Here is a 24,496-nt window from a genome sequence, read left to right on the forward strand (position 1 = left end):
CGGCTCAGCCGGGCTGGTGCGCGCCGGTCATCAGCGCCGCGAGATCCTCGGGCGCGAGGAACGACGGTGGCGGGGGCGGGCCCCAGTTGAACAGCGCCTTCGCGCCGTCCCACACGCCGGGCTCCCACAGCGCCTCGTCGACGATGCAGTCGATGTCGGAGTAGTACTCGGAGAAGTTGCCGGCCGGGTCCTTGAGGTACCAGAAGAAGTTGGACCCGATGTGGTGCCGGCCCAAGCCCCACACGTGCCGCCCCGGGTCCGCCTCGAGCATCGCGGTCGCGCCCCGGCCGATCTCGTCGACGTCGTCGACCTGCCAGGAGGTGTGGTGCAGGAAGTTCAGCGGCGCCTGCTGGACCAGCACGTTGTGGTGGTCGGTCGAGCAGCGCATGAACGCCGCCATGCCCGGCACCGTGTCGCTGACCTTGAGCCCGATCCCCTCGGTGAAGAAGCGCTGGGTGGCCTCCTGGTCGGTCGAGCCGATCACGACGTGCCCGAGCTTGCGCGGCTCGACCCGCCCCTCACGCAGGATGCCGGGTGCGCGGGTGTCGGGACGCTCGATGCGGCCCGGGCCGTTGTACGGCGTCGGCTCGCTCTCCTGCACGATCCGCGGCGCGATCGACACGACCGCCCGGAAGCCCGCGATCGGCTCCTCGGTCACCAGCGTGTCGGCACTGCGCTCGACGCCCAGGTCGAGACCGCGCAGCTGCCGCTCGATCCGGTCCAGGTCATCGGGGTCCTCCACGCCGACGCCGATCTCGAGCAGGCGACGCTGGGGCGCGTGGGCGAGCCTGAACTGCTCGCCGCCGTCGGCGGTGGCGAAGGCGTGCCCGCCGACGGGGGTGAGGCCGAAGTCGGTGTAGTAGGCAGCGGTCTCCTCGACGTTCGGGACGCCGACGGTGATCGAGGTGAGGCGGTGCAGGGCCATGGTCTTCTCCTTCTCCTTCCGGACTCTAGGACGCGGACGCCGTGGTGTGCGGGCGGCCGGCGACGCAGCTCTGTCGCAGCTCCCCGAGCCCCTCGATCCAGGTCACGACCTGCTCGCCCGGCTGCAGGAAGCGCGGCGGCTTCATGCCGCCGCCCACGCCGCTGGGCGTGCCGGTGAAGATCAGGTCCCCGGGCTGGAGCGGCACGACCGCGGACAGTCGCTCGATGAGCACGGCGACGGGGAAGATCAGGTCGCTGGTGCGGCCCTTCTGCACCTGCTCGCCGTCGATGCTGCATCCGATCTCGAGGTCGTCGGGGTCGCCCAGCTCGTCGATCGTGACGACCGCCGGCCCGACCGGCGCGAAGCCCGGGAACGACTTGCCGAGGCTGAACTGCGGGGCGGGCGCGACCAGCTGCCGGGTGCGCTCGGAGTAGTCCTGGCCGATGGTCAGGCCGGCGACGTACTGCCAGGCGTCGGCGGCCGGCACGTGGTCGGCCTCCCGGCCGATGACGACCACCAGCTCGGCCTCCCAGTCGACCGTCGCGGTCGGCAGGGCGAGCTCGCCGTACGGCGCGGCGAGCGAGCCGCGGAACTTGGTGAACACCGGCGGCTCCGCGGGGAACTCGGTGAACCCGCTCTCCAGCGCGTGCTCCCTGTAGTTCAGGCCGATCGCGAAGACCTGCCCCGGCTCGGGGACGGCGCAGCCGAGGTCCGCCTCGGCGAGGGGACGCCCCTCGGGCAGGTCGGCCGACGCGGCCCACGCGGCGAAGGCGGCCCAGTCCCGGTACACCGCGCTCGGGTCGGATCGGAATCGGCCCTGACTGGCCTGCTCGACGTCGACGGCGCCGGCGTCGGTGACCAGCACCAGGCGGCCGGCGAGGTTGGCGATGCGCATCTCTCTCTTCTCTCCTAGGGTCCGCGCTCAGCGCAGCTCGGTCGAGAGGACCGAGCCCAGCGCGTCGCGCAGGGTGGTGTGCGGGTCGGCGACGGCTCCCGCGGACCGGAAGGCGACGTAGCGGTCCGGTCGGACCAGCAGCACGCCGTCGTCGGCGATCTCGCGGTTCTTCAGGAACGAGAACCGGACGTCGACCAGATCCGCGCCGAGGATGCCTACGGTCGCGGCGACGAGCGGCAGGTCGATCTCGGCGGCGATCTTGTTGGCCGCGTCCACCCAGGCCTGGCCCTCGGGACCGGCCAGGACGAGGAAGTTGCCGCCGTGGACCAGCGTGCCGAGCGCGAACTGCTCGCCCTCGTGCTCCACGAAGGCGTGGGGCAGCGGAGCGCCGGGCTGGGTGCTCGGCTCGTACAGGCGCACCGCGTCCAGGGGGACGTACACCGGGCTGCCGTCGGGCACGATCGCGGTGGAGTCGTAGCGGTAGCCGAACTCGGTGTTGTGGTGGTGGAACTCGATGGTCTGCGAGGCCACGGCCTGGTTGACCGCCTGCCGCTTCGCCGCGGACTCAGGGCCGTCGTGCCACAGCGGCGCGAGCTCGGCCCAGTTCTGCTCGGGCGTGTTGTCCGGGGACAGGTTGAGTGCCTGGTCGATGCTCGCGTGGTTCATCGCGTTCGCGATCGCGTTGTCGATGTTGCTCTGGTCGACCGGCTTGCGCTCGGCCTCGTAGGTGTCGAGCAGCGCGTCGCCGGCCCTTCCGGCCAGGACCGCGGCCAGCTTCCAGCCCAGGTTGTAGACGTCGGCGATGGCCGAGGTCAGGCCCAGGCCGCCCGTCGGGGGGTGCCGGTGCGCGGCGTCGCCGGCGACGAAGACGGCCGACGCGGAACCTGTCGGCGATGACGCCCTCCATCACCCAGGGGCTGATCTTGTGGACCTGCACCGGGTGGTCGGCCGGGAGGCCGAGGGTCGCGTACATCCGCTCGAGGACCTTCTCCTCGCGCATGGCGTCGGGGTCGTCGTTGGCGTACTGCATGTGGAAGACCCACTCCTCCGACTCCGGGCCCCAGTGGTCGGGTCCCATCGGCACGAGCACGCCGCTCCACGAGCCGCCGAAGTCGGGGTTGACCAGCCAGCGGATGAGCACGTCGTCGTCGGTGGCCCAGGGCGAGAGGTCGGCGGTCATGTGGACCGAGACCAGCTTCATGATGTCGCGCGGCCCGTCGAGCGTGACACCGACCTGCTTGCCGACGGTGCGGTCGCCGTCGGCGGCGATGACGTATTGCGCGCGCACGGTGTACTCGGTGTCGGCGTCCTTGTCGCGGATCGTCGCGGTGACGCCGTCATCGTCCTGCACCAGCTCGAGGAGCTCGTTGTTGAAGCGCACGTTGCCGGGGTTGAGCTTCTCCGCGTGATCCTTGAGGACCGGCTCGAGCCGGATCTGCGGGAGGTTGCAGGTGCGGCACGGGCTCGCGGCGACGTACGCCGGGTCGGTGTAGCCGCCGCCCCAGACCTCGAGGACGCCGATCCGCCGACCGTAGTCCTCGTGGCCGCCGGTGAGGCCGGCGTACCAGCCGGTGGCGCGCATGCTCTGCGCCGGCGTGCTGCGCTTGTAGATCTCGGGCGCCACGCCGGTCTCGGTGAAGATCTCCATCGCCCGCTGGTTGAGCACATGCGCCTTCGGGAGGACCGACGTCGTCGGGAACGCGCTGACCAGCAGCGAGTCGACGCCGAGGGTGGACAGCGTCATCGACGCGGTGAGGCCCGCGCCGCCGCCGCCGACGATGAGCACGGGCACCTGGATGTCAGCCATGGGAAGTCTCCTTCGATTGCGTGGCCTGCATCACAAGGGTCAGCCCTAGATATCGATGGGTAAAGAAAATATCGATTTCTTTTCATAACAGCGATTTTCTGTCGCCTCGACGTAGACTTCGCCCATGTCCGCTCCGGCCGCCAAGCCCACCCGCATCCAGGAGACCTACGACCTGATCCGCGATCGCCTGCTGTCCGGTGAGCTGGAGCCCGGCAGCAAGCTCAAGCTCAACGACTTCGTCGAGGCGTACGGCGTGAGCCTCTCCGTCGTCCGCGAGGCGGTGACCCGGCTGGCCGGCGAGGGCCTGGTCCAGGCCTCGCCGCAGCGCGGCTTCGCGGTGATGTCGCTGACCATCGACGACCTGCTCGACCTCACCCGGGCGCGGGTCCTCATCGAGACCCTGGCCCTCGCCGAGTCGATCCGGCTCGGCGACATCGCCTGGGAGGCCTCCGTGATCGCCAGCCACCACGAGCTGGCCAACACCTCGATGATCACCCCCGAGGGCACCATCGCGACGGCCTTCACCCACGCCCACCGGGCCTTCCACGACACCCTGCTCGCCGGCTGTCAGAGCAGCCGGCTCGAGGCGGTCGCCGTCGAGCTGCGCGCCTGCTCCGAGCTCTACCAGAGCTGGTCGCAGCGCCTGGCCCACGATGAGACCCGCGACGTCGCCTGCGAGCACCGCACCATCGCGGAGTTCACCGTCGCCCGCGACGAGGCCGGCGCCACCCAGGCGCTGCGCGAGCACATCGAGCGGACGACCGCCGTCCTGGTCCGGTACGCCGAGGAGGCCGGCCGCGCCAAGACCGCGTGAGCGTCCTCTCCCGACCGGATCATTCCGTCGTCGAGGTCACCGGCGAGTCGCTCTCGGGACCAGCGTCCTCACCGCGGTTCCAGTCGTACATGACGATCATGGTCTTGGTCCCTGTCGTCTTGCCCGTCCTGCGGATCCGGTTCACGACGCGCTGCAGGTGGTCGACGTCTTGGACCCTGAGCCGCACCAGGACGTCCGGGTCACCCGCGATGGTGAAGAAGTTCTGGACCTCGTCCATCTCACGCAGGACCTTCTCGAGAACAGCGGTCTCCGTGTCCCCCGTCAGCCGGATCTCCGTGAACGCATAGAGGTCTCCGGCGACCTGGTCGTCGATCACCGTGACGTAGCCCTTGATCACTCCCTGGCGCTCGAGTCGGTCGATCCGGCGGCTCACCGGGCCCGAGGAGAGGTTCACGAGTCGCGCGAGCTCACTGATCGGGATGCGGGCGTCGCGGCGCAGGAGCTCGAGCAGCCGACGGTCGACGTCGTCGAGCTGGACCGCCTTCCTCGAGCCGACCGGCCCGTGCTCCGACGGGCTCACATCTGCCATCCGCGCCTCGCTTAGTGACGAGAATTCCTGGGAATTCGCATCGTAGGACACACCTCCTCCACCGTCACCGGCCGCGGAGCGGACCGCGCGCGCATCGCCCGAGGTCCGCGACCTCGCTCATCGGCCGGTCACCGTCAGGGCCGCGTCGACGATCGCGGTGACGTCGATGCCGTGCAGACGATAGGCCTCGTCGACACCACTCGACTGGCCGAAGTCCCTGACGCCGAGGCCCACGAGCCGGTCTCCCCGGATGCCCGAGAGGAACGACAAGGTGTGCGGATGACCGTCCATGACCGTGACCATCGGCGTCGGCCGGCCGCTCGGGAAGAGGACGTCTGCGATCCCCGACGTCGGCTGCGCGCCGACCCGGCCGCGGGCGTCGAACGAGCGGTACACCAGGTCCGGACTGGTCAGGCACACGACGCCTGCCGTGATCCCTCGACTCGCCAGCCGGGCCGCCGCCGCCACCACCTCGGGCATGATCGCACCGACGCCGACGAGGGTGACCTGCTCCTCGGCCGGGTCGTGGTCCGTGATCCGGTATCCGCCCGCGACGGCATGCTGGCGACGGCGCTCGAGGAGGTCGGCATCCTCCGGCAGCCGGGACAGGCCCTGGTCGAGCGGGCGCGTGGAGAGGCGGAAGTACGACGACGTGCCGCCCGGCACACCGACCTGATCCATCGCGGCGAGCATGCACCACTCGAGGTCCTGGGCGAAGGCCGGCTCCCAGGCGATGCAGCCGGGCTGCTCGAGGCCGATCGACGGCGTGGTGATCGACTGGTGCGCTCCCCCCTCGGGCGCCAGGGTGACACCTGAGGGCGTACCGACCAGGATGGACTGGCCGCCGGCGTAGATCCCGTACGACCAGGGCTCGAGCGCACGCGAGACGAACGGGTCGTACAGGGTCGCGATCGGGATCAGCCGCTCGCCCCACCGGCTCCACGTCACGCCGAGCTCGCCGAGAAGACCGACGAGATTGACCTCCGCGATGCCGAGCTCGATGTGCTGCCCGTTCGTCACCTCGGACCACTTGAGGACCCGTTCGGCGTCGTCCCCGAACCAGTCGTGCCTGTCCTCGACCGACCACACGCCGGTCTTGTTGATCCAGCCGCCCAGGTTCGTCGACGACGCGACGTCGGGGCTGCAGGTGACGACCCGGGCCGCGACCTGCGGTGCGGCCCGCTTGACGTCGACGAGAAGGCGGCCCAGTGCCGCCTGGGTCGAGATTGGAGCGCGGTGGCTGCGTCCCAACGTCGTCGGCAGTGCTGCGGGCGGGGCGTCCGTCGTCGGATCGCGCCGCAGCTGCGTCGCTCGCGCGCGGCACAGCTCGGCCGCCGCCGTTCCCGGAGCGAAGGGCCGCCACGGGTCCGTGCGGTCGGCGCCGATCTGCGCGGCGTACGCGTCCATCTGCGCCCCGCTCAGCAGCGCCGAGTGATTGGCGGGATGCCCTTCGATCGGCAGCCCACGGCCCTTGATGGTGTAGGCGAAGATCACCGTCGGGCGGTCGTCCTCGACCAGCCGGTAGGTGTCGACCAGCAGGTCGAGATCGTGACCACCGAGATCACGGATGGCCGACGCCAGCTCCGCCGACGACACCGACTCGACCAGGGCCCGCAGGTCGGCCGAGCCGGCCACGCCGACGATGCGATCGGCGATCGTCTCGGGATCGGCTCGCAGCGTCCGCTGGTACTCCTCATTGGGCATCGACTCGAGCCGCGCCCGCAGCTCGTCGCCGCCCGGGCGGTCGAACAGCGCCGTGATCCGGCGTCCCCACTTGAGGGTCAGCACCTGCCAGCCCGCCGCGGCGAACATGCCCTGGAGTCGATCGATCTGGACGTCGGGGACCACCCGGTCGAGCGACTGCCGGTTGAGGTCGACGATCCAGAGCAGCTCGCCCAGCTTCGCGACCGAGGGGTCGGCGACCGCCTCCCAGACCGCGCCCTCGTCGAGCTCGGCATCGCCGACCAGGCTGATGAACCGGCCCGCGGGCGGGGCGTCCGCGAAGCGTGATGAGACATAACGGTGGGACATGGCCGCCCAGATCGCCGCCGTGGCGCCGATCCCGACGGAACCCGTCGAGAAGTCGACGGTGCCGGGATCCTTGAGGCGACTCGGATAGCTCTGCAGGCCACCCTTCTCCCGGAGCCGCGTCAGGTAGGAGCCGTCGAGGTCGCCGAGCAGGTAGTTGATCGCGTGCAGCACCGGCGAGGCATGCGGCTTGACGGAGACGCGATCCAGTCGGCCGAGCTCGGAGAACCACAGCGACACCATGATGTCGACCATCGACGCACTCGACGCCTGGTGACCGCCCACCTTGACCCCCGAGTCGTTCGGACGGCCGTGGTTCGCGCTGTCGACGATGGCGGTGGCGATCCACCGCACCCTCTCGGCGATCTCACGTAGCGTGCTGTGCGTGGTGCTGTGCGTGGTGGTCGCGGCAGGAGGGGTCGCGAGCTCGGTCATGTGACGGGGCCTCATTCGTTGACAGGCGGTCGAGCCGGCCGCGCCTGTCCGTCGAGGTCCCGCACGGATGGTCGCGGTCCCCGACAGAGGGCGGCCGACGAGGTCGGCTGCGGGGATCTCCCGGACCCACCACGATCACATCGGCAGATTCGCTACGCCACAGCGTTGCCGAGATCGGTCGCATGTCGAACGTCTTCGTGCGGCCAGGTGCGCCGTAGGTGCCTTTTCCGTGCCCAGGTGAGCACGATCCGGTACCCAACCACGCAGCGCACACCATCTGATCGGGGTGTCAAGCACCCGTCAGCCGTGGGCGTGCAGGGGCTTGCCGGCGAGCGCGAGGGCGGCCTCGCCGAGTGCCTCGTTCTGGGTGGGGTGGGCGTGCAGAACTGCGGCCACGTCCTCGGGATGCGCCTCCCAGTTGACGATCAGGGCCGCCTCTCCGACCTGCTCACCGAGCCGGCTGCCGACCAGATGCACACCCACGATGGGGCCGCCCTTCTCGCGGACCAGCTTCACGCTGCCCGCGGTCCGCAGGATCTGGCTCTTCCCGTTGCCGCCGAGGCCGTACTCCACGACCTCGACGCGGTCCTCACCGAGCTGCTCACGCGCCTGGGGCTCGGTGAGTCCCACACTGGCGATCTCGGGCTCGCAGTAGGTGACCCGCGGGATGCCCGCGTCGATCACCGGCGCGGGATGCAGCCCGGCGATCTCCTCGGCGACGAAGATCCCGTGGGCGAAGCCGCGGTGCGCCAACTGGAGCCCCGCGACGAGGTCGCCCACGGCGTAGACCCCCGGGTGTCCGGTCGCGAGCCGTTCGTCGGTTCGTACCCAGCCGCGGTCCAGGACCAGGCCGGCCTCCTCGAAGCCGAGGTCGGCGCTGCGGGGGCCGCGGCCGACCGCGACGAGGACCAGGTCCGCCGCCAGCGTCTCACCACCCTCGAGGGTCACGGTGACACCCACCGCGGACTCCTCCACACCGGCGACGCGGGCACCGGCGCGAAAGCCGATGCCGCGCTTGCGGAAGGCGCGCTCCAGCTGCTTGGACAGCGACGGGTCCTCGAGGGGAACCAGGCGCGGCAGCGCCTCGACGATGGTGACCTCGACGCCGAACGAGCGCCAGAGGCTGGCGAACTCGACACCGATCACCGAGCCGCCGACGATCACGACCCGCTCGGGCAGCTCCGCGAGGCCGAGCGCCTCGTCGGACGTGATGACGCGACCACCGATCTCCAGCCCGGGCAGGGTCCTGGCGACCGATCCGGTCGCCAGGACGACCTGCCGGCCGACGTACTCCGCCGTATCGACAGCGACCACGCCACCGCCCTCCGGAAGCACCCGAGCGAGCCGGCCGTGCCCCTCGACCACCGTGATGCCGGCCGAGCCGACCAGCCCCTGCAGACCCTGGTGGAGTCGGGCGACGACCCCGTCCTTGAACGCGTTGACGCCCGGCAGGTCGATGCCGTCCAGGCTGGCGCGAACACCGAAGGCAACCGCCTCGCGGGCGGCATCGGCGACCTCGGCGGCGTGCAGCAGGGCCTTGGTCGGGATGCAGCCACGGTGCAGGCAGGTCCCGCCCAGACGGTCCCGCTCGACCAGCGCGACCGTCATGCCCAGCTGGCGGGCGCGCAGCGCCGTGGCATAGCCGCCGCTGCCGCCTCCCAGGATCACGATGTCGTAGGTGTGGGTCGTCATGACGGCCTTTCGTTGGAGTGTTCTCAGAGCGTGTTTCTCAGAGGAGGAAGCGCTCGACCTTGTAGACGTCGACGAACCGGTTGAGGCGCTTGACGATCCGGTCCAGGTCGTCGCCACCACGCAGCGCCACGACCAGCGAGATGCGCATCAACGGCACCTGGACGCTCTCGATCCCCTTGATCTCACCGGGGTCGACGTGACTGAAGTCCGCGGTCAGGCGCTCGACCGTGACCCGCTGGACCGTGAGCATCTGCAGGATCCGGGCGCCGACCGTGAGATCGGCGCGGGCATGGACGGTGACGACGACCAGCCCGGCCGCCAGCCCGGCCCGGCGAGTCTCGGCGAGGTGGGCGCTCATGCGAGGGCGAACGCCTCACTGGGATCGGACAGCAGCCGACCCAGCGTGGCGAGGACGCGGGAGCCGAGCTCGCCATCGACGAGACGGTGGTCGAACGAGAGGGCCAGCTGGGTCACCTTGCGCACCTCGATCCGACCGTCGACGACCCAGGGCATGTCGCGCACGTTCCCGAACGCGAGGATCGCGGCCTCGCCCGGGTTGAGGATCGGCGTACCCGTATCGACGCCGAGGGCACCGATGTTGGTGATCGTGATGGTGCCGTGCGCCATCTGCTCGGGCGAGGTCCTCCCGGCCCGAGCAGTGGCGACCAGATCCTCGATCGCGTCGGCGAGCCCGCGCAGGTCGAGGGCGTCGGCGTCCTTGACGTTCGGCACGATCAGGCCACGCGGGGTGGCCGCCGCGAGCCCGAGGTTCACGTACCGGGGCTCGACGATCTCCTGGGCCGGATCGTCCCACCGCGCGTTGATCCCCGGATACCGGCGCACGGTGAGAAGGAGCGCGCGGGCGACCAGCACCAGGGGCGTCAGGCGTACACCGCTCCAGGCCCGGTCTGCCTTGAGCCTCGCGAGCAGGTCCATGGTGCGGGTGACATCCACCGTGAGGAACTCCGTGACGTGCGGCGCGGTGAACGCCGAGGCCGTCATCGCCGCGGCGGTCGCCTTGCGCACTCCCTTGATCGGTGTCCGGGTCTCCCGGCCGCCGGGGGGTGCGGCTGCCGACGGGACGGTGGTGGTGGCGGCGAGCGCCGCCTCCTCGACGTCCTGGCGCGACACGATCGCGCCGTCCGAGGGACGTACCGCGGCCAGGTCGACCCCGAGCTGACGGGCCAGGAACCGGACCGGCGGCTTGGCCCGCACCGAGCCGGTCCGCACCGGTGCGGGCGTGGGCGTCGGGGTGGTGCTCCCACCGCGGCCGGTCAGCCGCCGGGTCCGCGCCACCGCAGGTGCCGGGCCGGTCCCGACGAGCACGAGCGGCTTCTCCTCCTCGACGACCTCCTCGAGGGCGGCACCGTCGTCGATGGTGATGATGACGGTGCCGACCGGGACCGTCTGACCGACCTCGACGTCCAACGTGCCGACCGTGCCGGCGACGGGCGAGGGCAGCTCCACGACAGACTTCGCGGTCTCGATCTCGACGAGGGTCTGGTTCACCTCCACCAGGTCGCCGGGCGCGACGTGCCACGCCAGGACGTCTGCCTCGGTGAGGCCCTCGCCGACGTCGGGCAGCTTGAACTCGAACACGGGGTCTCCTCAGAAGCTCAGGCTGGACTCGACCGCCTCGAGCACCCGGTCGACGTCCGGCAGGAAGTCGCTCTCCAGGTGCGCGGGCGGGTACGGCAGGTTGTAGGCGCCCACGCGGAGGACCGGCGCCTCCAGGTCGTAGAAGCACTCCTCCGTGATGGAGGCCGCGATCTCGGCACCGATCCCGAAGAGCGTCGAAGCCTCGTGAACCACGACGACCCGATGCGACTGCGCGGCAACCTTCCGCAACGTCGGCAGGTCGAGCGGCGAGATCGAACGCAGGTCGACCACGCCGACATCGAAGCCGTCCTCCCGGGCCCCGTCGGCCGCCGCGAGGGCGGTGGCGACCGTCGGGCCGTGGGCGACCAGGGTGCAGTCGCCGCCCTCGCGCAGCACGGCCGCCTCGTGCAACGACCGCGACGGCTCGTCCTGGACGTCGCCCTTGTCCCAGTAGCGGCGCTTGGGCTCGTAGAAGATCACCGGGTCGTCGGAGGCGATGGCCTGCTGGATCATGTGGAAGGCGTCGTCCGGGTTCGAGCACGACACCACGCGCAGGCCCGCGGTGTGCGCGAAGTACGCCTCGTTCGACTCCGAGTGGTGCTCGACCGCGCCGATCCCACCCCCAGCCGGGATGCGGATCACGAGGGGCAGCGCGAGCCGGCCCTGGGAGCGGGCGCGCATCTTCGCCAGCTGACTGACGATCTGATCGAAGGCAGGGTAGACGAAGCCGTCGAACTGGATCTCACAGACGGGGCGATAGCCGCGCAGCGCCAAGCCGATCGCGGTGCCGACGATCCCCGACTCGGCCAGGGGCGTATCGACGACGCGCTCGGGACCGAACTCGGCCGCGAGCCCGTCGGTCACCCGGAACACGCCACCGAGCGTGCCGACGTCCTCACCCATCACGACGACCTTCTCGTCGCGCGCCATCGCGGCCCGCAGACCCGCGTTGATCGCGGCGCCGAGGGAATGTCGAGTCGCCACCTCAGGCCACCGACCCACGACGGGCGAGGAATCGGGCCTTCTCGGCCGCCATCACCGGGTGGGGCTCTGCATAGGTCTGGTCGAAGACCGCGTCCAGCCCGTCCCCGTGGAGCGCCTTGCACTCGTCGCGGACGGTGGCGGCGAACGCCTCTTCACGCGACCTCAGCTCCTCGAAGTACGCCTCCGCCAGTCCGGAGCCGCGCAGGAAGCGCTCCAACCGGTGGACCGGGTCCTTGGCCTGCCAGGCGGCGAGCTCGTCGTCGCTGCGGTAGCGGGTGGGATCGTCCGAGCTCGAGTGCCCGGCCAGCCGGTAGGTCTGGGCCTCGATCAACGCGGGCGGCCCGCCAGCGCGGACCCGCGCGACCGCCTCCTGCGTGACGGCATGCACGGCCAGCGCGTCGTTCCCGTCGACGTGATAGCCGGCGAGGCCGAAGCCGGCGGCGCGCACGTGCAGAGGCGTTCGCATCTGGGCGCTGGTCGGCGTCGAGATCGCCCACTGGTTGTTCTGGCAGAAGAAGACGACCGGGAGACTGCCCGCCGCCGCCCAGTTGAACGCCTCGTTGACGTCGCCCTGGCTGGCCGACCCGTCGCCGAAGTAGGTCATCACCACCTCGTCGGACCGATCCATCCGCACCCCGGCGGCGTAGCCCGTGGCATGCAGCGTCTGCGTGCCCAGCACCAGGGAGTAGATGTGCATGTTCGACACGGCGGGGTCCCAACCCGCGTGCGCGACACCACGCCACTGGCGCATGATGTCGGCCGGCGAGATCCGCCGGCACAGCGCGACCGCATGCTCGCGGTAGCTCGGGAAGATCGGGTCGGTCTCACGCAGCGCCCGCACGGACCCCACCTGCGCCGCCTCCTGCCCCCAACTCATCAGCCACAGGTGCAGCTCGCCCTGCCGCTGCAGGGCGAGCGCCTCCTGGTCCAACCGGCGCGCCAGCACCATGTCGACGTACAACTGCTGCGCGAGGTCGAGATCGATCCCGAGGGCCTCGCCCGCAGCGGTCAGCTCGCCGTTCTCGTCGATGACCTGGAAGGGCACGGTTGGACGGGGGTCGCGCTGGCGAGCGACCCGCACGACGTCGTCCACCTCGACGGCCCCAGGGGAGACGGTCATCGTCATCATCGCTCCTGACGACCAGCGGCGAGGCGCCGGCTGACGATCCGCCGGGCAGCCTCGTAGGTCGTCACGTCCTGGTCCGCCGCGTGGTGGAGGATCTCACGCGCAGTCTCCTCGATCCCGCGGACCTTGGCCTCCACCTCGACCGGCGAGGCCAAGGTGAGCTCACTGCCCACCTGGATCAGGCCACCGGCGTTCGCGACGTAGTCCGGGACCCACTGGATCGACCGCTGGCGAAGGAGCTCCGCGACGCCTCGGTGGAGAAGCTGGTTGTTCGCGGCGCCGCATACGACGCGGGCCCTCAAGGTCGAGACCGAGTCCGGCGTGAGACTGGCACCCAGGGCACAGGGCGCGTAGACGTCGAGCTCCTCGCCGAGGACAGAGGGGAGGACCGTGAGCTCGACGCCCTTGCCGTCGAGCCTCCCGAGGGCCTGCGCGTCGGGGTCCGACGCGACGACCCGGGCACCGGCCGCGAGAAGCAGGTCGACCAGGTGGCGACCGACCTTGCCGACTCCCTCGACCCCGACCCGCTTGTCGGCAAGCCCGTTGTCCCCCCACCTGAGAGCGGCCGCCGCCTTCAGCGCCGAGAAGACACCGAGGGCGGTGGAGTAGCCGCTGTCGCCGGACCCGCCGGCCCCCGCGGTCCGCCCGACCACGTACGTGCTGGTCCGACCGACGACGTCCAGGTCCGCCGAGGTCGTGCCGACGTCGGCGGCCGTGTAGTAGCGCCCGTTCAGGCTCTCGACGAACCGGCCGTACGCTTCGAGCAGTGCGTCGCTGCGGTCGGCGGGGTTGCCGATGATGACGGCCTTCGCGCCGCCGAGCGGCATGGTGGCCGCCGCAGCCTTGTAGGTCATCCCCTCCGCCAGACGCAGGACGTCGGTCAGGGCCTGGGCCTCGTCGGCGTAGGGAAAGTAGCGGGTGCCTCCCAGGCCCGGGCCCAGGGTGGTGTCGTGCAGCGCGATGATCGCGCGCAGCCCGGTCTGCCGGTCACGACAGAACACGACCTGTTCGTGGGCAGCGTCGCGCAGGTCGTCGTCGCGGGTGAACACGCCGAACGGCGCGGGCGACACATCGAGAACACTGGTGCTCATGGCGAGGGTTCCTTCTGAACTGGCCGCCTTGGCTTGTGGCCCGACGGCGCGGCAATGTCCAGCGGATCACGCTGGACGTTTCGTTTCGCTATCCTCTTGGATACAGCGAGATGTGGTCAACAAAGTTCGCCATAACTATGCTTTTCGATCGATAGATCCGGCTTGAGTCCCACGGGAGGTTGTCACCATGCCAACGATCGACCGCCTCGACGCGGAGATCCTGCGTCTGCTCACCGAGGACGCTCGGGCCGGTGTGGCCGAGATGGCACAGAGCCTCAGCGTCAGCCGCAACACGGTGCAGCTCCGGCTGAACCGGCTTCTCGAGTCCGGGATCCTGCGCGGCTTCCGACCCGACATCGACCTGGCCGCGATCGGCATGGGGATTCAGGCGCTGGTCAGCGTGGAGCTCGACCAACGACTCCTGCCCGCGATCATCCGCGGTCTCGCCGATCTTCCCGAGGTCATCGAGGTCAAGATCCAGGCCGGGCGGGAGGACGTCCTGGTCCATGTCGCGATCGCCTCGCTGGAGGCGCTGCAGGAGCTGACCGCCTCGATCGTCGCCATCGACGGCGTGCGCAAGACGACATCGACGTTCTCGGTCGCGACCCCGGTCGCCTTCCGGGTCCAGCCGCTGTTGCACAAGGTCACCGAGGACACCGGCTGGGGCCGCTCGACCCCAGCGGCGCAGACGACAGGCCCCGGCCGCGGTCGGCCGTCGGGGCGGCCGCTCAGAGCCTGAGCCACTGCACCGACGTGCCGGCGGCCGACAGCTGATCCTCGGTGGACACGATGCCCAGCCCCGGGCCTTCGGGTACGGCGAGATGGCCGTCGTCGACCACGAACCGCCCGGTGATGTCCTCGCGGTAGTAGCGCGCCCCGATCCCGCTCGTGCCTGCTGGCACGAGCCTGTCTGTATGTCTCTTATTAAGTGACAGGAGTGCGATCCGCGCCGTAATGTTGGCACTTAATAAAGGACATACGGACATGACGCCTCTCTTCGCCACGCCAGACCCCGATCTCGAAGACCAACACGTCATCGGCGAGATCCATGAGACGCGCGCATCGCTCGCGGACTACTTGCGCGCACCCAAACGGTGGAACGGGCTACTCAGGCGCACCTCGACGGCACGTGCCATCCAAGGCTCCAACACCATCGAGGGCTACACCGTCAGCGACGAAGACGCCGTCGCCGCTGTCGACGACGAGCCCCCTCTCGGCGCCGACGAAGCCACCTGGCTGGAGATCCTCGCCTACCGCCGCGTCCTCACCTACGTTCTCAACGTCGCCACCGAACCCGGCTTCGTGATCGACGAAGCCGTGCTGCGCTCGATGCACTTCATGCTGCTCGATCACGACCTGTCGAAGACCCCCGGTCGCTACCGCACCAAGGAGATCTTCGTCCGCGACGACAAGCGCGGCGTCAACGTCTACGCGGGCCCGGATAGTGATCAAGTGCCGGAGCTGATGCGAGCGCTCTCCACGTCACTGTCGACACCGACAGCTGACGCCCCGCTAGTGCGCGGGGCCATGGCTCACCTGAATCTGGTCATGATCCATCCCTTCCGCGACGGGAACGGACGCATGGCCCGCGCTCTCCAGACGATGGTTCTCGCGCAGGACCACGTAGTCGAGCCGACCTTCTCGAGCATCGAAGAGTGGCTCGGCAACAACACCCAGGACTACGACGACGTTCTCGCCGCCACCGGACACGGCGCCTGGAATCCCGGCAACGACGCCACGCTGTGGGTGAAGTTCAACCTGCGCGCCCACCACATGCAGGCCCAGACGATGCACCGACGGTTCGACGAGGCCGAGATCCAGTGGCGCAAGATCGACGAACTAGTCGCCGAGCATCGGCTCAACGAACGTGTCAGCTCCGCCCTGTTCGATGCCTTGATCGGCCTGCGCGTGACACGGCCGTCGTATGTGAAGCTCACCGACCTCGACGAACGCACGGCCACCCGCGACCTAGTCAACGCCGCCGACACAGGCCTCCTGGAGGCTCGAGGCGAGCGACGGGGCCGCCACTACGTGGCCGGTGAGTCGCTCCGACAGATCCGGGCCCAGCTTCGGGCGGAGCGGAAGCCCCTGGACGACCCCTACCCGACTCTCATCGGCGAGATCCGGCGGGCACTGCCGTGAGGACCCCGACGAACATCCCGTTGGGACAACTGCTCAATCCGCCATCAAGGCGCAGTTCGAACTGCTCGGTTGGGGAGTTGCACCGAACCCCCGCGACTACGCCCGAGCGCACGTCGGGCTCGCCTACGCGACCACCGTCCGCGGCACCCAGGGCGACACCGTCGACCACGCCCACTTCGCCCTCAGCGAGACCACCGGCGCCACCGCCGCATACGTCGCCATGACCCGCGGCCGCCACTCCAACACCGCCCACCTCGTCGCCGACAGCACCGACGACGCCCGCCAGCAGCGGCTTACGACCTTCACCGTGACCGGGCCGACCTCAGACCCGCCCGCGCCCAGAGCTGCTGGCGCCGGTACTCGAAGAGCCAGAGGCACGTGGCCTTGCCGTTGGCACGCTGGTAGGTCGCGATGCAGCCCTCTCGATCAGCCTGGCGGTGAAGCCCGCCCATCCGGCCGCCAGCGAGTTCCCTCTGAGCGTCCACGCTGAGGCGCTCATCATGCGCGTAGAGCGTGTCCCATTGGTTGGGACTGGCCAAGATGTCGAACGCATAGAGGACGTCCTCGCGACGATCCGGCCACTCGACTCCCATGCCCAGATGGTGCCACTTCCGTCGTCGTGCAGCCTCGTGCGTTCAGCGGCCGGCCGAGACGACAGCGTCATCTCGATCGCGATTCTTGCCACGCATCTGCCGCGCACAAGGGGCTATGACCTGCGCAAACGCTCCCGATCAGTAGTACCAGGGGGACGATTCGAGGGGTTTTTGGGCATTGGTGACTAGTGCTGGTCATTGCTTGAAAAGTGCTCCTGACCTGCAGAAACGCGCCAGGTGAAGCACTTGTCGTTGCTGGCGCTCTATGGCCATTTCTCAACATTTTGCGGACTTTTTGCGGACCACCGGGACCTGATCGAGCTGGTCGCGGAAGCCCAAGCCCGCGAGCCTCGCTGATTCCACCTCCCACGCCTCAGCGATTCGCCATGCTGATGACATGGCCCCGCCCGTCGGCAAACCTGGAGGCTCCAGCCAAGCGCAGTACGACGCCCTGACCCGGTCGTGGCGGCGCCGCAACCGCAAGCTCTTCCTGGCCGTCGCGGCGATCTGCGGCTCGGTGATCGTCGGCTCCTTCGCCATCGCCACCACCTGGCCATCCCTCGCCTGGATCGCCGGCGTGTTCGCCGGAGCCGCGCTCTGCTTCTACCTCTTCGCACGCATGAGCCCACCCGGATGGATCGAGAACTGGCAGGCGGGTGCTTGGGGCGAGGAAGCCACCGCTACCGCCCTCGCACCACTCGAGGCCGAGGGGTGGATGGTGACGCACGACCTGCCTGCACACCAGGGCAACATCGACCATCTCGTCGTCGGACGAGGCGGAGTGTTCCTCCTCGACTCGAAGCGGATCAACGGCACCGTCACCGTCAGCGAGGGGCGAGTGACCGTCCAGCGACTCGACAACCCGGCGCTGGGCTACACCCATCCCGGCCCGGGCCACGTGATCGCACTGGCGAAGGAAACGCACGACCGTGTGCTCACTGCATCGCGCCTGAACGTGTGGATAGCGCCCGTCATGGTCTTGTGGGCGAACTTCCCTCAAGGCGTGACCGACGACCGATGCACCTTCGTGCACGGCGACCGGGTCGCCGAATGGCTGCGCGCGCAGCCGGTGAAAATCTCCGAGGATCGCATCGAGCAGGTATCCGAGTGGTTATCCGCGCACTCTCCCTCTGACGAATCGCTCGGAGGCGGTGCGGTCTAAGGTGGCAGAATGCGGCTTCGCCGCGGCAGGCTGTTCGAGATGCCGCCCAGAGCCGAGGTCGGCGTATCTCGACTGTGCGTGCGGCCGAACCGGGGATGTCGCCCGTCGTGAGATCAGGCGGCGGCGAGGGTCAGGGCGATGTCGACGATCATGTCCTCCTGCCCGCCGACTGGCCGCGGCGCCCGCACTCCATGAGGATGTCGCGGATGTCGACGCCGTGCTGCTCGGCGGCGCGTTCGGCGTGGCGCAGGAACGAGGAGTAGACGCCGGCATAGCCGAGGGTGAGGGTCTCCCGGTCGACGCGCACCGGCCGGTCCTGGAGCGGTCGCAGGGTCGTGCAACGCATCATCACCGACCTGTGCGTCCTCGACATCACCCCCGAGGGCCTCCGGCTCGTCGAGCTGGCGCCCGACGTCACCCTCGACGAGGTCCGCGCGAGCACGGGTCCGACTGTCCTGGCCTTAGGCTCCGACCGACTCACCAGCGCGGCGGCGGAGGGGTCACGCCCCTGGGTGTCGCGTCAACTGCTCGACGGGGCAGCTTCATCGTCCCCCACCTCGCGGGGCCCCGACTCCCCGACCCGGTCGTCACGGCTGCGGTAGACGAGCAGCCCGTCGACCCCGCGCAGGAACGTCTCGCAGACGAGGGCGGGGTCGGTGAGACAGCCAGCAGCCATGGCTCCGTCCCGCAGCATCACGAAGTGGCGGGCAGCAGCCTCGGCGTCCGGCTTTCCGGTCTCGGCGAACAACTCGCCCACCGCAGTCAGGAACCAGTCGCGGTGGCGCATCACGGCGCGATGCACCGGGTGTGCGGGTTCGGGGTACTCGGCTGCAGCATTCAGGAAGGCGCAGCCCCGGAATCCCGGACGCTGAATGTTGTCGGCGATTCCCGCGGCGACGGCGGCGATCACGTCGTCCGGTGACCCACCCGCGCTTCGTGCGGAGTCCACGCCCGAGCGGATCAGCTCGTCACCCTGGTCCAGGTAGGCGACGACCAGGTCGTCCTTGCTCGGGAAGTGCCGATAGAGCGTGGCTCGAGTCACGCCCGCGGTCGAGATGATCTTGTCGATGCCGACGGTGTGGAGTCCCTCGGCATAGAAGAGCCGACTCGCGGTGTCCAGCAGCCGCGCTCGCGCCTCAGACATTCGATCCCTCATCTCTCCACCGGCTCACCAGACCGCTCCACGCTAACAGACAGACCGGTCGGTCTTGACATTCGTGTACCGGGGCACCATGCTCGAACAAGACCGACCGGTCTATCTACACACCTTGCCTCACGAAGAGAGTTCACCGTGTCCCATCCCGTCGAGACCTCCGCCGGTGTCACCGGCTCCCACCCGTCGACCTCCGGCTCCAAGCCGGCTCTTCGCAACCTCTATGCCGTGCGCTTCCTGTTCGCGCTCGTCTGGGCGGGCTTGCTCGCCACCCATGCGTCCAAGCTCGGTGCGCTCTCCATCACCCTGCTCCTGGTGTACCCGCTCTTCGACCTCGGCGCCGCCGTCTACGATCTGCGCTCCTTCGCCGCCGCGCCGCAGCGAGTCGCACTGGTCGTGAACATCGCGCTCAGCCTCGCGACCACCATCGGACTGGCCTTCGCGGTCGGCTCCGGGATTCCCGACGTCCTGCGGGTGTGGGGGGTGTGGGCGATCACTGCGGGCATCGTGCAGCTGATCGTCGCTGCGCAGCGCCGGCGGGTCGGCGGCCAGTGGCCGATGATCCTCAGCGGCGGCATCTCGGTCCTTGCCGGCGGAAGCTTCGTCGCGGCGGCGTCGGGCGACGACGCCTCGTTGGGCAGCCTCGCCGGATACGCCACGCTCGGCGGCATCTTCTTCGCCGTCTCCGCGTTCCGGCTGCATCGCGACTCCACGGGCGCGGACCGATGAGCCCCACTGCTCCCGCGGCTTCCGCCCGCACCGCGAACAGAACTGAGACGTTCGACGTCGTGATCATCGGTGCCGGCCCGGTCGGCGAGAACGTTGCCGACCGGGCCGTGCAGGGCGGCCTGACTGCCGTCGTCGTGGAGCGCGAGCTCGTCGGCGGAGAGTGCTCCTACTGGGCCTGCATGCCGACCAAGGCCTTGTTGCGTGACGCCGCTGCCGTCCGCGCCGCGCGTGCGCTCCCCTCCGCCCGCCGGGCGATCAGCGGCCAGCTGGACGTCAAGGCCGTGCTCGGGCGTCGCGACCGGTTCACCTCGGACTGGAACGACGCCGGGCAGGTGCACTGGCTCGACCAGGCGGGCATCACCCTGGCTCGCGGCCACGGACGCGTCACCGGCACCCGGAGTGTCACCGTCACTCACGGTGACGGCACGACCTCCGTGCTGGCCGCGCGTCACGCCGTGGTGATCGCCACCGGCACCTCGGGTCAGCTGCCCCCCATCCCCGGCCTGGCCCAGGTGGACCCGTGGACCAGCAGGGAGGCCGCGGCCACCCAGCGCATCCCGGACCGGCTCGCCATCATCGGCGGTGGGGTCGTCGGCTCGGAGATGGCCACCGCCCTCAGTGCGCTGGGTTCCACGGTGACCCTCATCTCCCAGACCCGGCTCCTCCCGGGCGTCGAGCCCTTCGCCAGCGAGCACGTCTCGGCGGCTCTTCGAGCGTCCGGCGTCGACCTCCGCGTGGAGTCCGCAGCCGTTGCGGCCCGTCGCGACACCGACGGTGCCGTGCACCTCACCCTGGCCGACGACTCCGTCGTCATCGCCGACGAGGTCCTCGTCGCGACCGGACGCACCCCCAACACCAAGGACATCGGGCTCGACCACCTCGGCCTCGCACCGGGCGAGTGGCTCCACGTCGACGACTCCCTGAGCGTCCTCGACGAGACCGGCCGACCGATCGACGGCGGCTGGCTGTACGCCGCCGGCGACGTCAACGCGCGGGCAATGCTGACCCACCACGGCAAGTATCAAGCGCGGGCCTTGGGGGACGCGATCGCCGCACGGGCACGCGGCCAGCTCACCGACCTCGAGGCCTGGGGGCGGCACGCGGTCACGGCGGATGAACGCGCCGTCGCCCAGGTGATCTTCACCGACCCCGAGATCGCCACCGTCGGACTGTCCGCCGAGGCCGCCTCAGCGGCCGGGATCACCGTCAGGACCGCCGACCACGACCTCGGGTCGGTCGCCGGCGCGGCGCTGCACGCCGACGACTACAGGGGCCATGCCCGCATGGTCATCGACGCCGAACGCAACGTCCTGGTCGGCTTCACGGCCGTGGGCCCCGACGTCGCCGAGATGCTGCACGCGGCGACGATCGCGGTCACCGCCGAGGTGCCTCTCGATCGGCTCTGGCACGCTGTGCCGGCCTACCCGACCATCAGCGAGGTCTGGCTCCGCCTTCTCGAGGCCGACGGCCGCGACCGCTGACTCCGGCTACCACGCCATCGGCCTACGTGGCCATCGCGGCGGCGTGGTCCAGGGCGGCGAGGTAGCGCTCGGCGTCGAGGGCGGCCGAGCAGCCGGTGCCGGCGGCGGTGATGGCCTGGCGGTAGACGTGGTCGACGAGGTCGCCGGCGGCGAAGACGCCGGGCAGGCTGGTGGCGGTGGTGCCGGGCTTGACCAGGACGTAGCCGTTCTCGTCGAGGTCGACCTGGCCGGTCAGCAGCTCCGAGCGGGGCTCGTGGCCGATCGCGATGAACAGCCCGGTCGCGGGCAGCTCGCTGGTCTCGCCGGTGACGGTGTCCTTGAGGGTCAGCGACTCCAGCGACTCGGCGCCGTTGATCGACTCGACGACGGAGTTCCACACGATCTCGAGCTTCGGGTCGGCGAATGCCCGCTCGGCCATGATCTTGGAGGCGCGCAGCTCGTCACGGCGCACGATCAGCGACACCTTGGAGCCGAAGCGGGTGAGGAAGGTGGCCTCCTCGACGGCGGAGTCGCCACCGCCGACGACGGCGATGTGCTGCTCGCGGAAGAAGAACCCGTCGCAGGTCGCGCAGTAGGACACGCCGCGCCCGGACAGGGCCTCCTCGTTGGGGAGGTCGAGCTTGCGGTAGCCGGAGCCGGTGGCGAGGATCACCGCGCGGGCGGTGTAGGTGTCGGTGGCGGTCCTCACGGTCTTGAGCTCGCCGGTGAGGTCGACCTCGACCACGTCGTCGGCGACCAGCTCGGCGCCGAAGCGCTCGGCCTGGGCGCGCATCTCGTCCATCAGGGCCGGGCCCATGATGCCGTCGCGGAAGCCGGGGAAGTTCTCGACCTCGGTGGTGTTCATCAGTGCCCCGCCGGCGGTGACCGAGCCCTCGAAGACCAGGGGGCTCAGCTGCGCCCGGGCGGCGTAGACCGCGGCGGTGTAGCCGGACGGCCCGGACCCGATGATGATGACGTTGCGGATGGTGGACATGACGTCCTCTCGGGTGGAGATGGAGCCGGGCGAGGTCGGCGGAGGCGACGGCCGGACCGTATCGGTCGGGGCCCCTCGCACGGTTCTTCACGAGTCCGTCCTGCTGAACGCATCTCACGACCTGCGGGCAGGCGCATGGAACGATCGGGCATGTTGCCACCTGATTCCACCTATCGGAACGATGCCAGCGGCTTGCGGATCTCCGAGGACCTGTACCGCTTCGTCAGGGACGAGGCCCTTCCCGGATCCGGCGTCGACCCCGCCGGGTTCTGGTCCGGCGTCGCCGAGCTGATCGCCACCCACAAGCCGCTGACGCGAGCCCTGCTGGCGCGGCGCGAAGAGCTCCAGACATTGATCGACGACTATCACCTGCGCGGCTCGCGGGAGCCGTACCAGGCCTTCCTGCGCCGGATCGGCTACCTGGTCGAGGAGCCGGAGGACTTCCAGATCAGCACCGGCGAGGTCGACGCGGAGGTCTCACGCATCGCCGGGCCCCAGCTCGTCGTCCCGATCCTGAATGCCCGCTTCGCAACCAATGCCGCCAACGCGCGCTGGGGCTCCCTGTACGACGCGCTGTACGGCAGCGACGTCATCTCGGACTCGTTCGGTCCGCGGACCGGGGCCTACGACCCTCGTCGCGGCGAGGAGGTCATCTCCCGCGCGCGGGCGTTCCTGGACTCCTCCTTCCCTCTCGACGGCTGCTCGCACGCCGACGTCGACGACTACCTGAGCGATGACGACGGGTTGGTGGCCGTGCACGCGGGCGGGACGGCCCGGCTCCTCGACCGCACGCAGTACGTGGGCCGCGCCGACGACGAGGCCCGACACACCTTCCTCCTGCGTCACCACGGGTTGCACGTCGAGCTGGTCGTCGACCGGACCTCGGCGGTGGGAGCGGCGGACCGGGCCGGTCTTGCCGACGTGGTCCTGGAATCCGCCATCACCTCCATCATGGACCTGGAGGACTCCGTGGCGGCCGTGGACGCCGAGGACAAGGTCCGCGCCTACCGCAACTGGCTGCTCCTGATGCAGGGCACGTTGTCGGAGCAGGTGACCAAGGACGGTCGTACCTTCACGCGCTCCTTGGCTCCCGACCGTCGCTACGTCGACACCAGCGGCCAACCGTTCGAGCTCCCCGGCCGGGCGCTCATGTTCGTCCGTCACGTCGGTCACCTGATGGAGACCGACGCCGTCCTCGACCGGGACGGAGACCCCATGCCGGAGGGCCTCCTGGACGCCGTGGTGGCCACCCTCGCCAGCCTGCACGACCTCCGTGGTGCCGGCGAGCTCCGCAACTCCGCCGCGGGATCGGTCTACGTGGTCAAGCCGAAGATGCACGGGCCCGAGGAGGTCGCGCTCGCCTGTCGCCAGTTCGAGGACGTGGAGAGGCTGTTCGGGCTCGCTGCCGGCACCATCAAGATCGGCGTGATGGACGAGGAGCGCCGTACGTCGGTCAACCTGAAGGCCTGCATCCACGCAGCCCGTGACCGGATCGCGTTCATCAACACCGGGTTCCTGGACCGCACCGGGGACGAGATCCACACCTCGATGCACGCAGGTCCGATGGTCCGGAAGAACCAGATGAAGAAGCAACCGTGGATCCGCGCCTACGAGCACTCTAACGTCGCCATCGGCCTGTCCTGCGGCTTCTCGGGTCGCGCCCAGATCGGGAAGGGAATGTGGGCACGGCCCGACGATCTCGCGACGATGCTCGACGAGAAGGTCGAGCACCCGGAGGCCGGAGCGACCTGCGCGTGGGTGCCGTCGCCCACGGCCGCGACGTTGCACGCACTGCACTACCACCAGGTCGACGTGTGGGCGCGCCACGCCGATCCCGCCGTGCGCCAGCCGAGCCACCTCGAGGACCTCCTGACCGTGCCGCTCCTCTCGGACGTCGGCTCGCTCACCGAGGAGGAGGTCACGCGGGAGCTCGAGAACAACCTCCAGGGTGCACTCGGCTACGTCGTTCGCTGGGTCGACGCCGGGATCGGGTGCTCCAAGGTCCCCGCCATCACCGGCACGAACCTCATGGAGGACCGGGCCACCTGCCGGATCTCGACCCAGTACGTCGCCAACTGGCTCCGTCATGGTCTGGTCACCGCGGACCAGGTGGAGGCCGCCATGCGAAAGATGGCGCGGATCGTCGACGGCCAGAACTCGAGCGACCCCAGCTACCGAGCGATGGCGGCTGACGACTTCACCGGACCGGCGTTCCGAGCCGTCCACCAGCTGGTCTTCTCGGGCACTCGGCTGGCGTCCGGGTACACCGAGCCCGTCCTTCACCACTGGCGCGGCGTGGTGAAGGCTGCGACGTGAC

Annotated in this window: 23 protein-coding genes and 1 pseudogene; 7 read left to right on the forward strand and 17 right to left on the reverse strand. The window is 69.9% G+C overall.

Annotated features, from left to right (window positions below; translation table 11 throughout):
- Window positions 1-4 precede the first annotated feature (4 nt).
- The 4 genes and pseudogenes from ACUP6Y_RS21575 to ACUP6Y_RS21590 all read right to left on the reverse strand — a co-directional run.
- On the reverse strand, window positions 5-925 hold the full coding sequence (locus tag ACUP6Y_RS21575) for a VOC family protein (RefSeq protein ID WP_462553011.1): 921 nt from the start codon (window positions 923-925) through the stop codon (window positions 5-7).
- 25 nt (window positions 926-950) lie between these two features.
- Window positions 951-1,820: a fumarylacetoacetate hydrolase family protein gene (locus ACUP6Y_RS21580; RefSeq protein WP_462553012.1), complete on the reverse strand. Its 870-nt coding sequence runs from the start codon at window positions 1,818-1,820 to the stop codon at window positions 951-953.
- Between the two features lie 27 nt (window positions 1,821-1,847).
- Window positions 1,848-2,486, reverse strand: coding sequence for an aromatic-ring hydroxylase C-terminal domain-containing protein (locus tag ACUP6Y_RS21585; protein WP_462556794.1), 639 nt, complete (start codon window positions 2,484-2,486; stop codon window positions 1,848-1,850).
- A 72-nt stretch (window positions 2,487-2,558) separates the two neighbouring features.
- A pseudogene (locus tag ACUP6Y_RS21590) lies at window positions 2,559-3,627 on the reverse strand (FAD-dependent monooxygenase); the annotation flags it as partial.
- Window positions 3,628-3,751: 124 nt separating this feature from the next.
- Here ACUP6Y_RS21590 and ACUP6Y_RS21595 point away from each other — a divergent pair.
- Window positions 3,752-4,441: a GntR family transcriptional regulator gene (locus ACUP6Y_RS21595; RefSeq protein ID WP_462553013.1), complete on the forward strand. Its 690-nt coding sequence runs from the start codon at window positions 3,752-3,754 to the stop codon at window positions 4,439-4,441.
- A 19-nt stretch (window positions 4,442-4,460) separates the two neighbouring features.
- Here ACUP6Y_RS21595 and ACUP6Y_RS21600 read toward each other — a convergent pair whose 3' ends face one another.
- The 8 genes from ACUP6Y_RS21600 to ACUP6Y_RS21635 form a co-directional block, all read right to left on the reverse strand.
- Window positions 4,461-4,991: an Lrp/AsnC family transcriptional regulator gene (locus tag ACUP6Y_RS21600; RefSeq protein ID WP_462553014.1), complete on the reverse strand. Its 531-nt coding sequence runs from the start codon at window positions 4,989-4,991 to the stop codon at window positions 4,461-4,463.
- 117 nt (window positions 4,992-5,108) lie between these two features.
- On the reverse strand, window positions 5,109-7,454 hold the full coding sequence (locus ACUP6Y_RS21605) for a transketolase-like TK C-terminal-containing protein (protein ID WP_462553015.1): 2,346 nt from the start codon (window positions 7,452-7,454) through the stop codon (window positions 5,109-5,111).
- Window positions 7,455-7,754: 300 nt separating this feature from the next.
- A complete protein-coding gene (gene lpdA, locus ACUP6Y_RS21610; protein ID WP_462553016.1) occupies window positions 7,755-9,146 on the reverse strand; it encodes a dihydrolipoyl dehydrogenase in 1,392 nt (463 codons plus the stop codon).
- 37 nt (window positions 9,147-9,183) lie between these two features.
- Window positions 9,184-9,504, reverse strand: a complete 321-nt coding sequence (locus ACUP6Y_RS21615) for a hypothetical protein (RefSeq protein ID WP_462553018.1) — start codon at window positions 9,502-9,504, stop codon at window positions 9,184-9,186.
- A complete protein-coding gene (locus tag ACUP6Y_RS21620) occupies window positions 9,501-10,745 on the reverse strand; it encodes a dihydrolipoamide acetyltransferase family protein (protein WP_462553019.1) in 1,245 nt (414 codons plus the stop codon). Before ACUP6Y_RS21620 ends, ACUP6Y_RS21615 begins: the two co-directional genes overlap by 4 nt.
- Window positions 10,746-10,754: 9 nt before the next feature.
- Window positions 10,755-11,729, reverse strand: a complete 975-nt coding sequence (locus tag ACUP6Y_RS21625; RefSeq protein WP_462553021.1) for an alpha-ketoacid dehydrogenase subunit beta — start codon at window positions 11,727-11,729, stop codon at window positions 10,755-10,757.
- Between the two features lies 1 nt (window position 11,730).
- Entirely contained in the window at window positions 11,731-12,849 is a 1,119-nt protein-coding gene (locus tag ACUP6Y_RS21630; RefSeq protein WP_462553022.1) for a thiamine pyrophosphate-dependent enzyme, read from the reverse strand.
- 5 nt (window positions 12,850-12,854) lie between these two features.
- A complete protein-coding gene (locus tag ACUP6Y_RS21635) occupies window positions 12,855-13,946 on the reverse strand; it encodes a Glu/Leu/Phe/Val dehydrogenase dimerization domain-containing protein (RefSeq protein ID WP_462553024.1) in 1,092 nt (363 codons plus the stop codon).
- Between the two features lie 187 nt (window positions 13,947-14,133).
- Between ACUP6Y_RS21635 and ACUP6Y_RS21640 the strand changes: the two genes are divergently transcribed.
- Window positions 14,134-14,685, forward strand: coding sequence for an Lrp/AsnC family transcriptional regulator (locus ACUP6Y_RS21640; protein ID WP_462553025.1), 552 nt, complete (start codon window positions 14,134-14,136; stop codon window positions 14,683-14,685).
- On the opposite strand, the gene ACUP6Y_RS21645 is transcribed toward ACUP6Y_RS21640, so the two are convergent.
- Entirely contained in the window at window positions 14,675-14,848 is a 174-nt protein-coding gene (locus ACUP6Y_RS21645) for a hypothetical protein (protein ID WP_462553026.1), read from the reverse strand. The two genes, ACUP6Y_RS21640 and ACUP6Y_RS21645, sit on opposite strands and share 11 nt — an antisense overlap.
- An 82-nt stretch (window positions 14,849-14,930) precedes the next feature.
- On the opposite strand from ACUP6Y_RS21645, the gene ACUP6Y_RS21650 reads away from it, so the two are divergent.
- Window positions 14,931-16,088 carry a Fic family protein gene (locus ACUP6Y_RS21650; protein ID WP_462553027.1) on the forward strand — a complete coding sequence of 386 codons (1,158 nt, stop codon included), beginning with the start codon at window positions 14,931-14,933 and terminating at the stop codon, window positions 16,086-16,088.
- Window positions 16,089-16,390: 302 nt separating this feature from the next.
- Here ACUP6Y_RS21650 and ACUP6Y_RS21655 read toward each other — a convergent pair whose 3' ends face one another.
- Window positions 16,391-16,681, reverse strand: a complete 291-nt coding sequence (locus ACUP6Y_RS21655) for a hypothetical protein (protein ID WP_462553028.1) — start codon at window positions 16,679-16,681, stop codon at window positions 16,391-16,393.
- Window positions 16,682-17,078: 397 nt separating this feature from the next.
- Between ACUP6Y_RS21655 and ACUP6Y_RS21660 the strand changes: the two genes are divergently transcribed.
- Entirely contained in the window at window positions 17,079-17,843 is a 765-nt protein-coding gene (locus ACUP6Y_RS21660) for a nuclease-related domain-containing protein (RefSeq protein WP_462553029.1), read from the forward strand.
- A 148-nt stretch (window positions 17,844-17,991) separates the two neighbouring features.
- Here the strand turns inward: ACUP6Y_RS21660 and ACUP6Y_RS21665 are convergent, their stop codons facing one another.
- Window positions 17,992-18,150 carry a hypothetical protein gene (locus tag ACUP6Y_RS21665; RefSeq protein ID WP_462553030.1) on the reverse strand — a complete coding sequence of 53 codons (159 nt, stop codon included), beginning with the start codon at window positions 18,148-18,150 and terminating at the stop codon, window positions 17,992-17,994.
- Between the two features lie 213 nt (window positions 18,151-18,363).
- Window positions 18,364-18,987, reverse strand: coding sequence for a TetR/AcrR family transcriptional regulator (locus tag ACUP6Y_RS21670; RefSeq protein ID WP_462553031.1), 624 nt, complete (start codon window positions 18,985-18,987; stop codon window positions 18,364-18,366).
- A 147-nt stretch (window positions 18,988-19,134) separates the two neighbouring features.
- Here ACUP6Y_RS21670 and ACUP6Y_RS21675 point away from each other — a divergent pair, with 147 nt between their 5' ends.
- Both ACUP6Y_RS21675 and ACUP6Y_RS21680 read left to right on the forward strand, forming a co-directional pair.
- Window positions 19,135-19,725, forward strand: coding sequence for a hypothetical protein (locus ACUP6Y_RS21675; RefSeq protein WP_462553032.1), 591 nt, complete (start codon window positions 19,135-19,137; stop codon window positions 19,723-19,725).
- A gap of 59 nt (window positions 19,726-19,784) precedes the next feature.
- On the forward strand, window positions 19,785-21,206 hold the full coding sequence (locus ACUP6Y_RS21680) for a dihydrolipoyl dehydrogenase family protein (protein ID WP_462553033.1): 1,422 nt from the start codon (window positions 19,785-19,787) through the stop codon (window positions 21,204-21,206).
- Window positions 21,207-21,228: 22 nt separating this feature from the next.
- Here ACUP6Y_RS21680 and trxB read toward each other — a convergent pair whose 3' ends face one another.
- Window positions 21,229-22,179, reverse strand: coding sequence for a thioredoxin-disulfide reductase (gene trxB / locus ACUP6Y_RS21685; RefSeq protein WP_462553034.1), 951 nt, complete (start codon window positions 22,177-22,179; stop codon window positions 21,229-21,231).
- Between the two features lie 150 nt (window positions 22,180-22,329).
- Here trxB and ACUP6Y_RS21690 point away from each other — a divergent pair, with 150 nt between their 5' ends.
- Window positions 22,330-24,495, forward strand: coding sequence for a malate synthase G (locus ACUP6Y_RS21690; protein WP_462553035.1), 2,166 nt, complete (start codon window positions 22,330-22,332; stop codon window positions 24,493-24,495).
- Window position 24,496: the final 1 nt, after the last annotated feature.

The sequence above is a fragment of the Nocardioides sp. S5-5 genome, assembly GCF_054954065.1.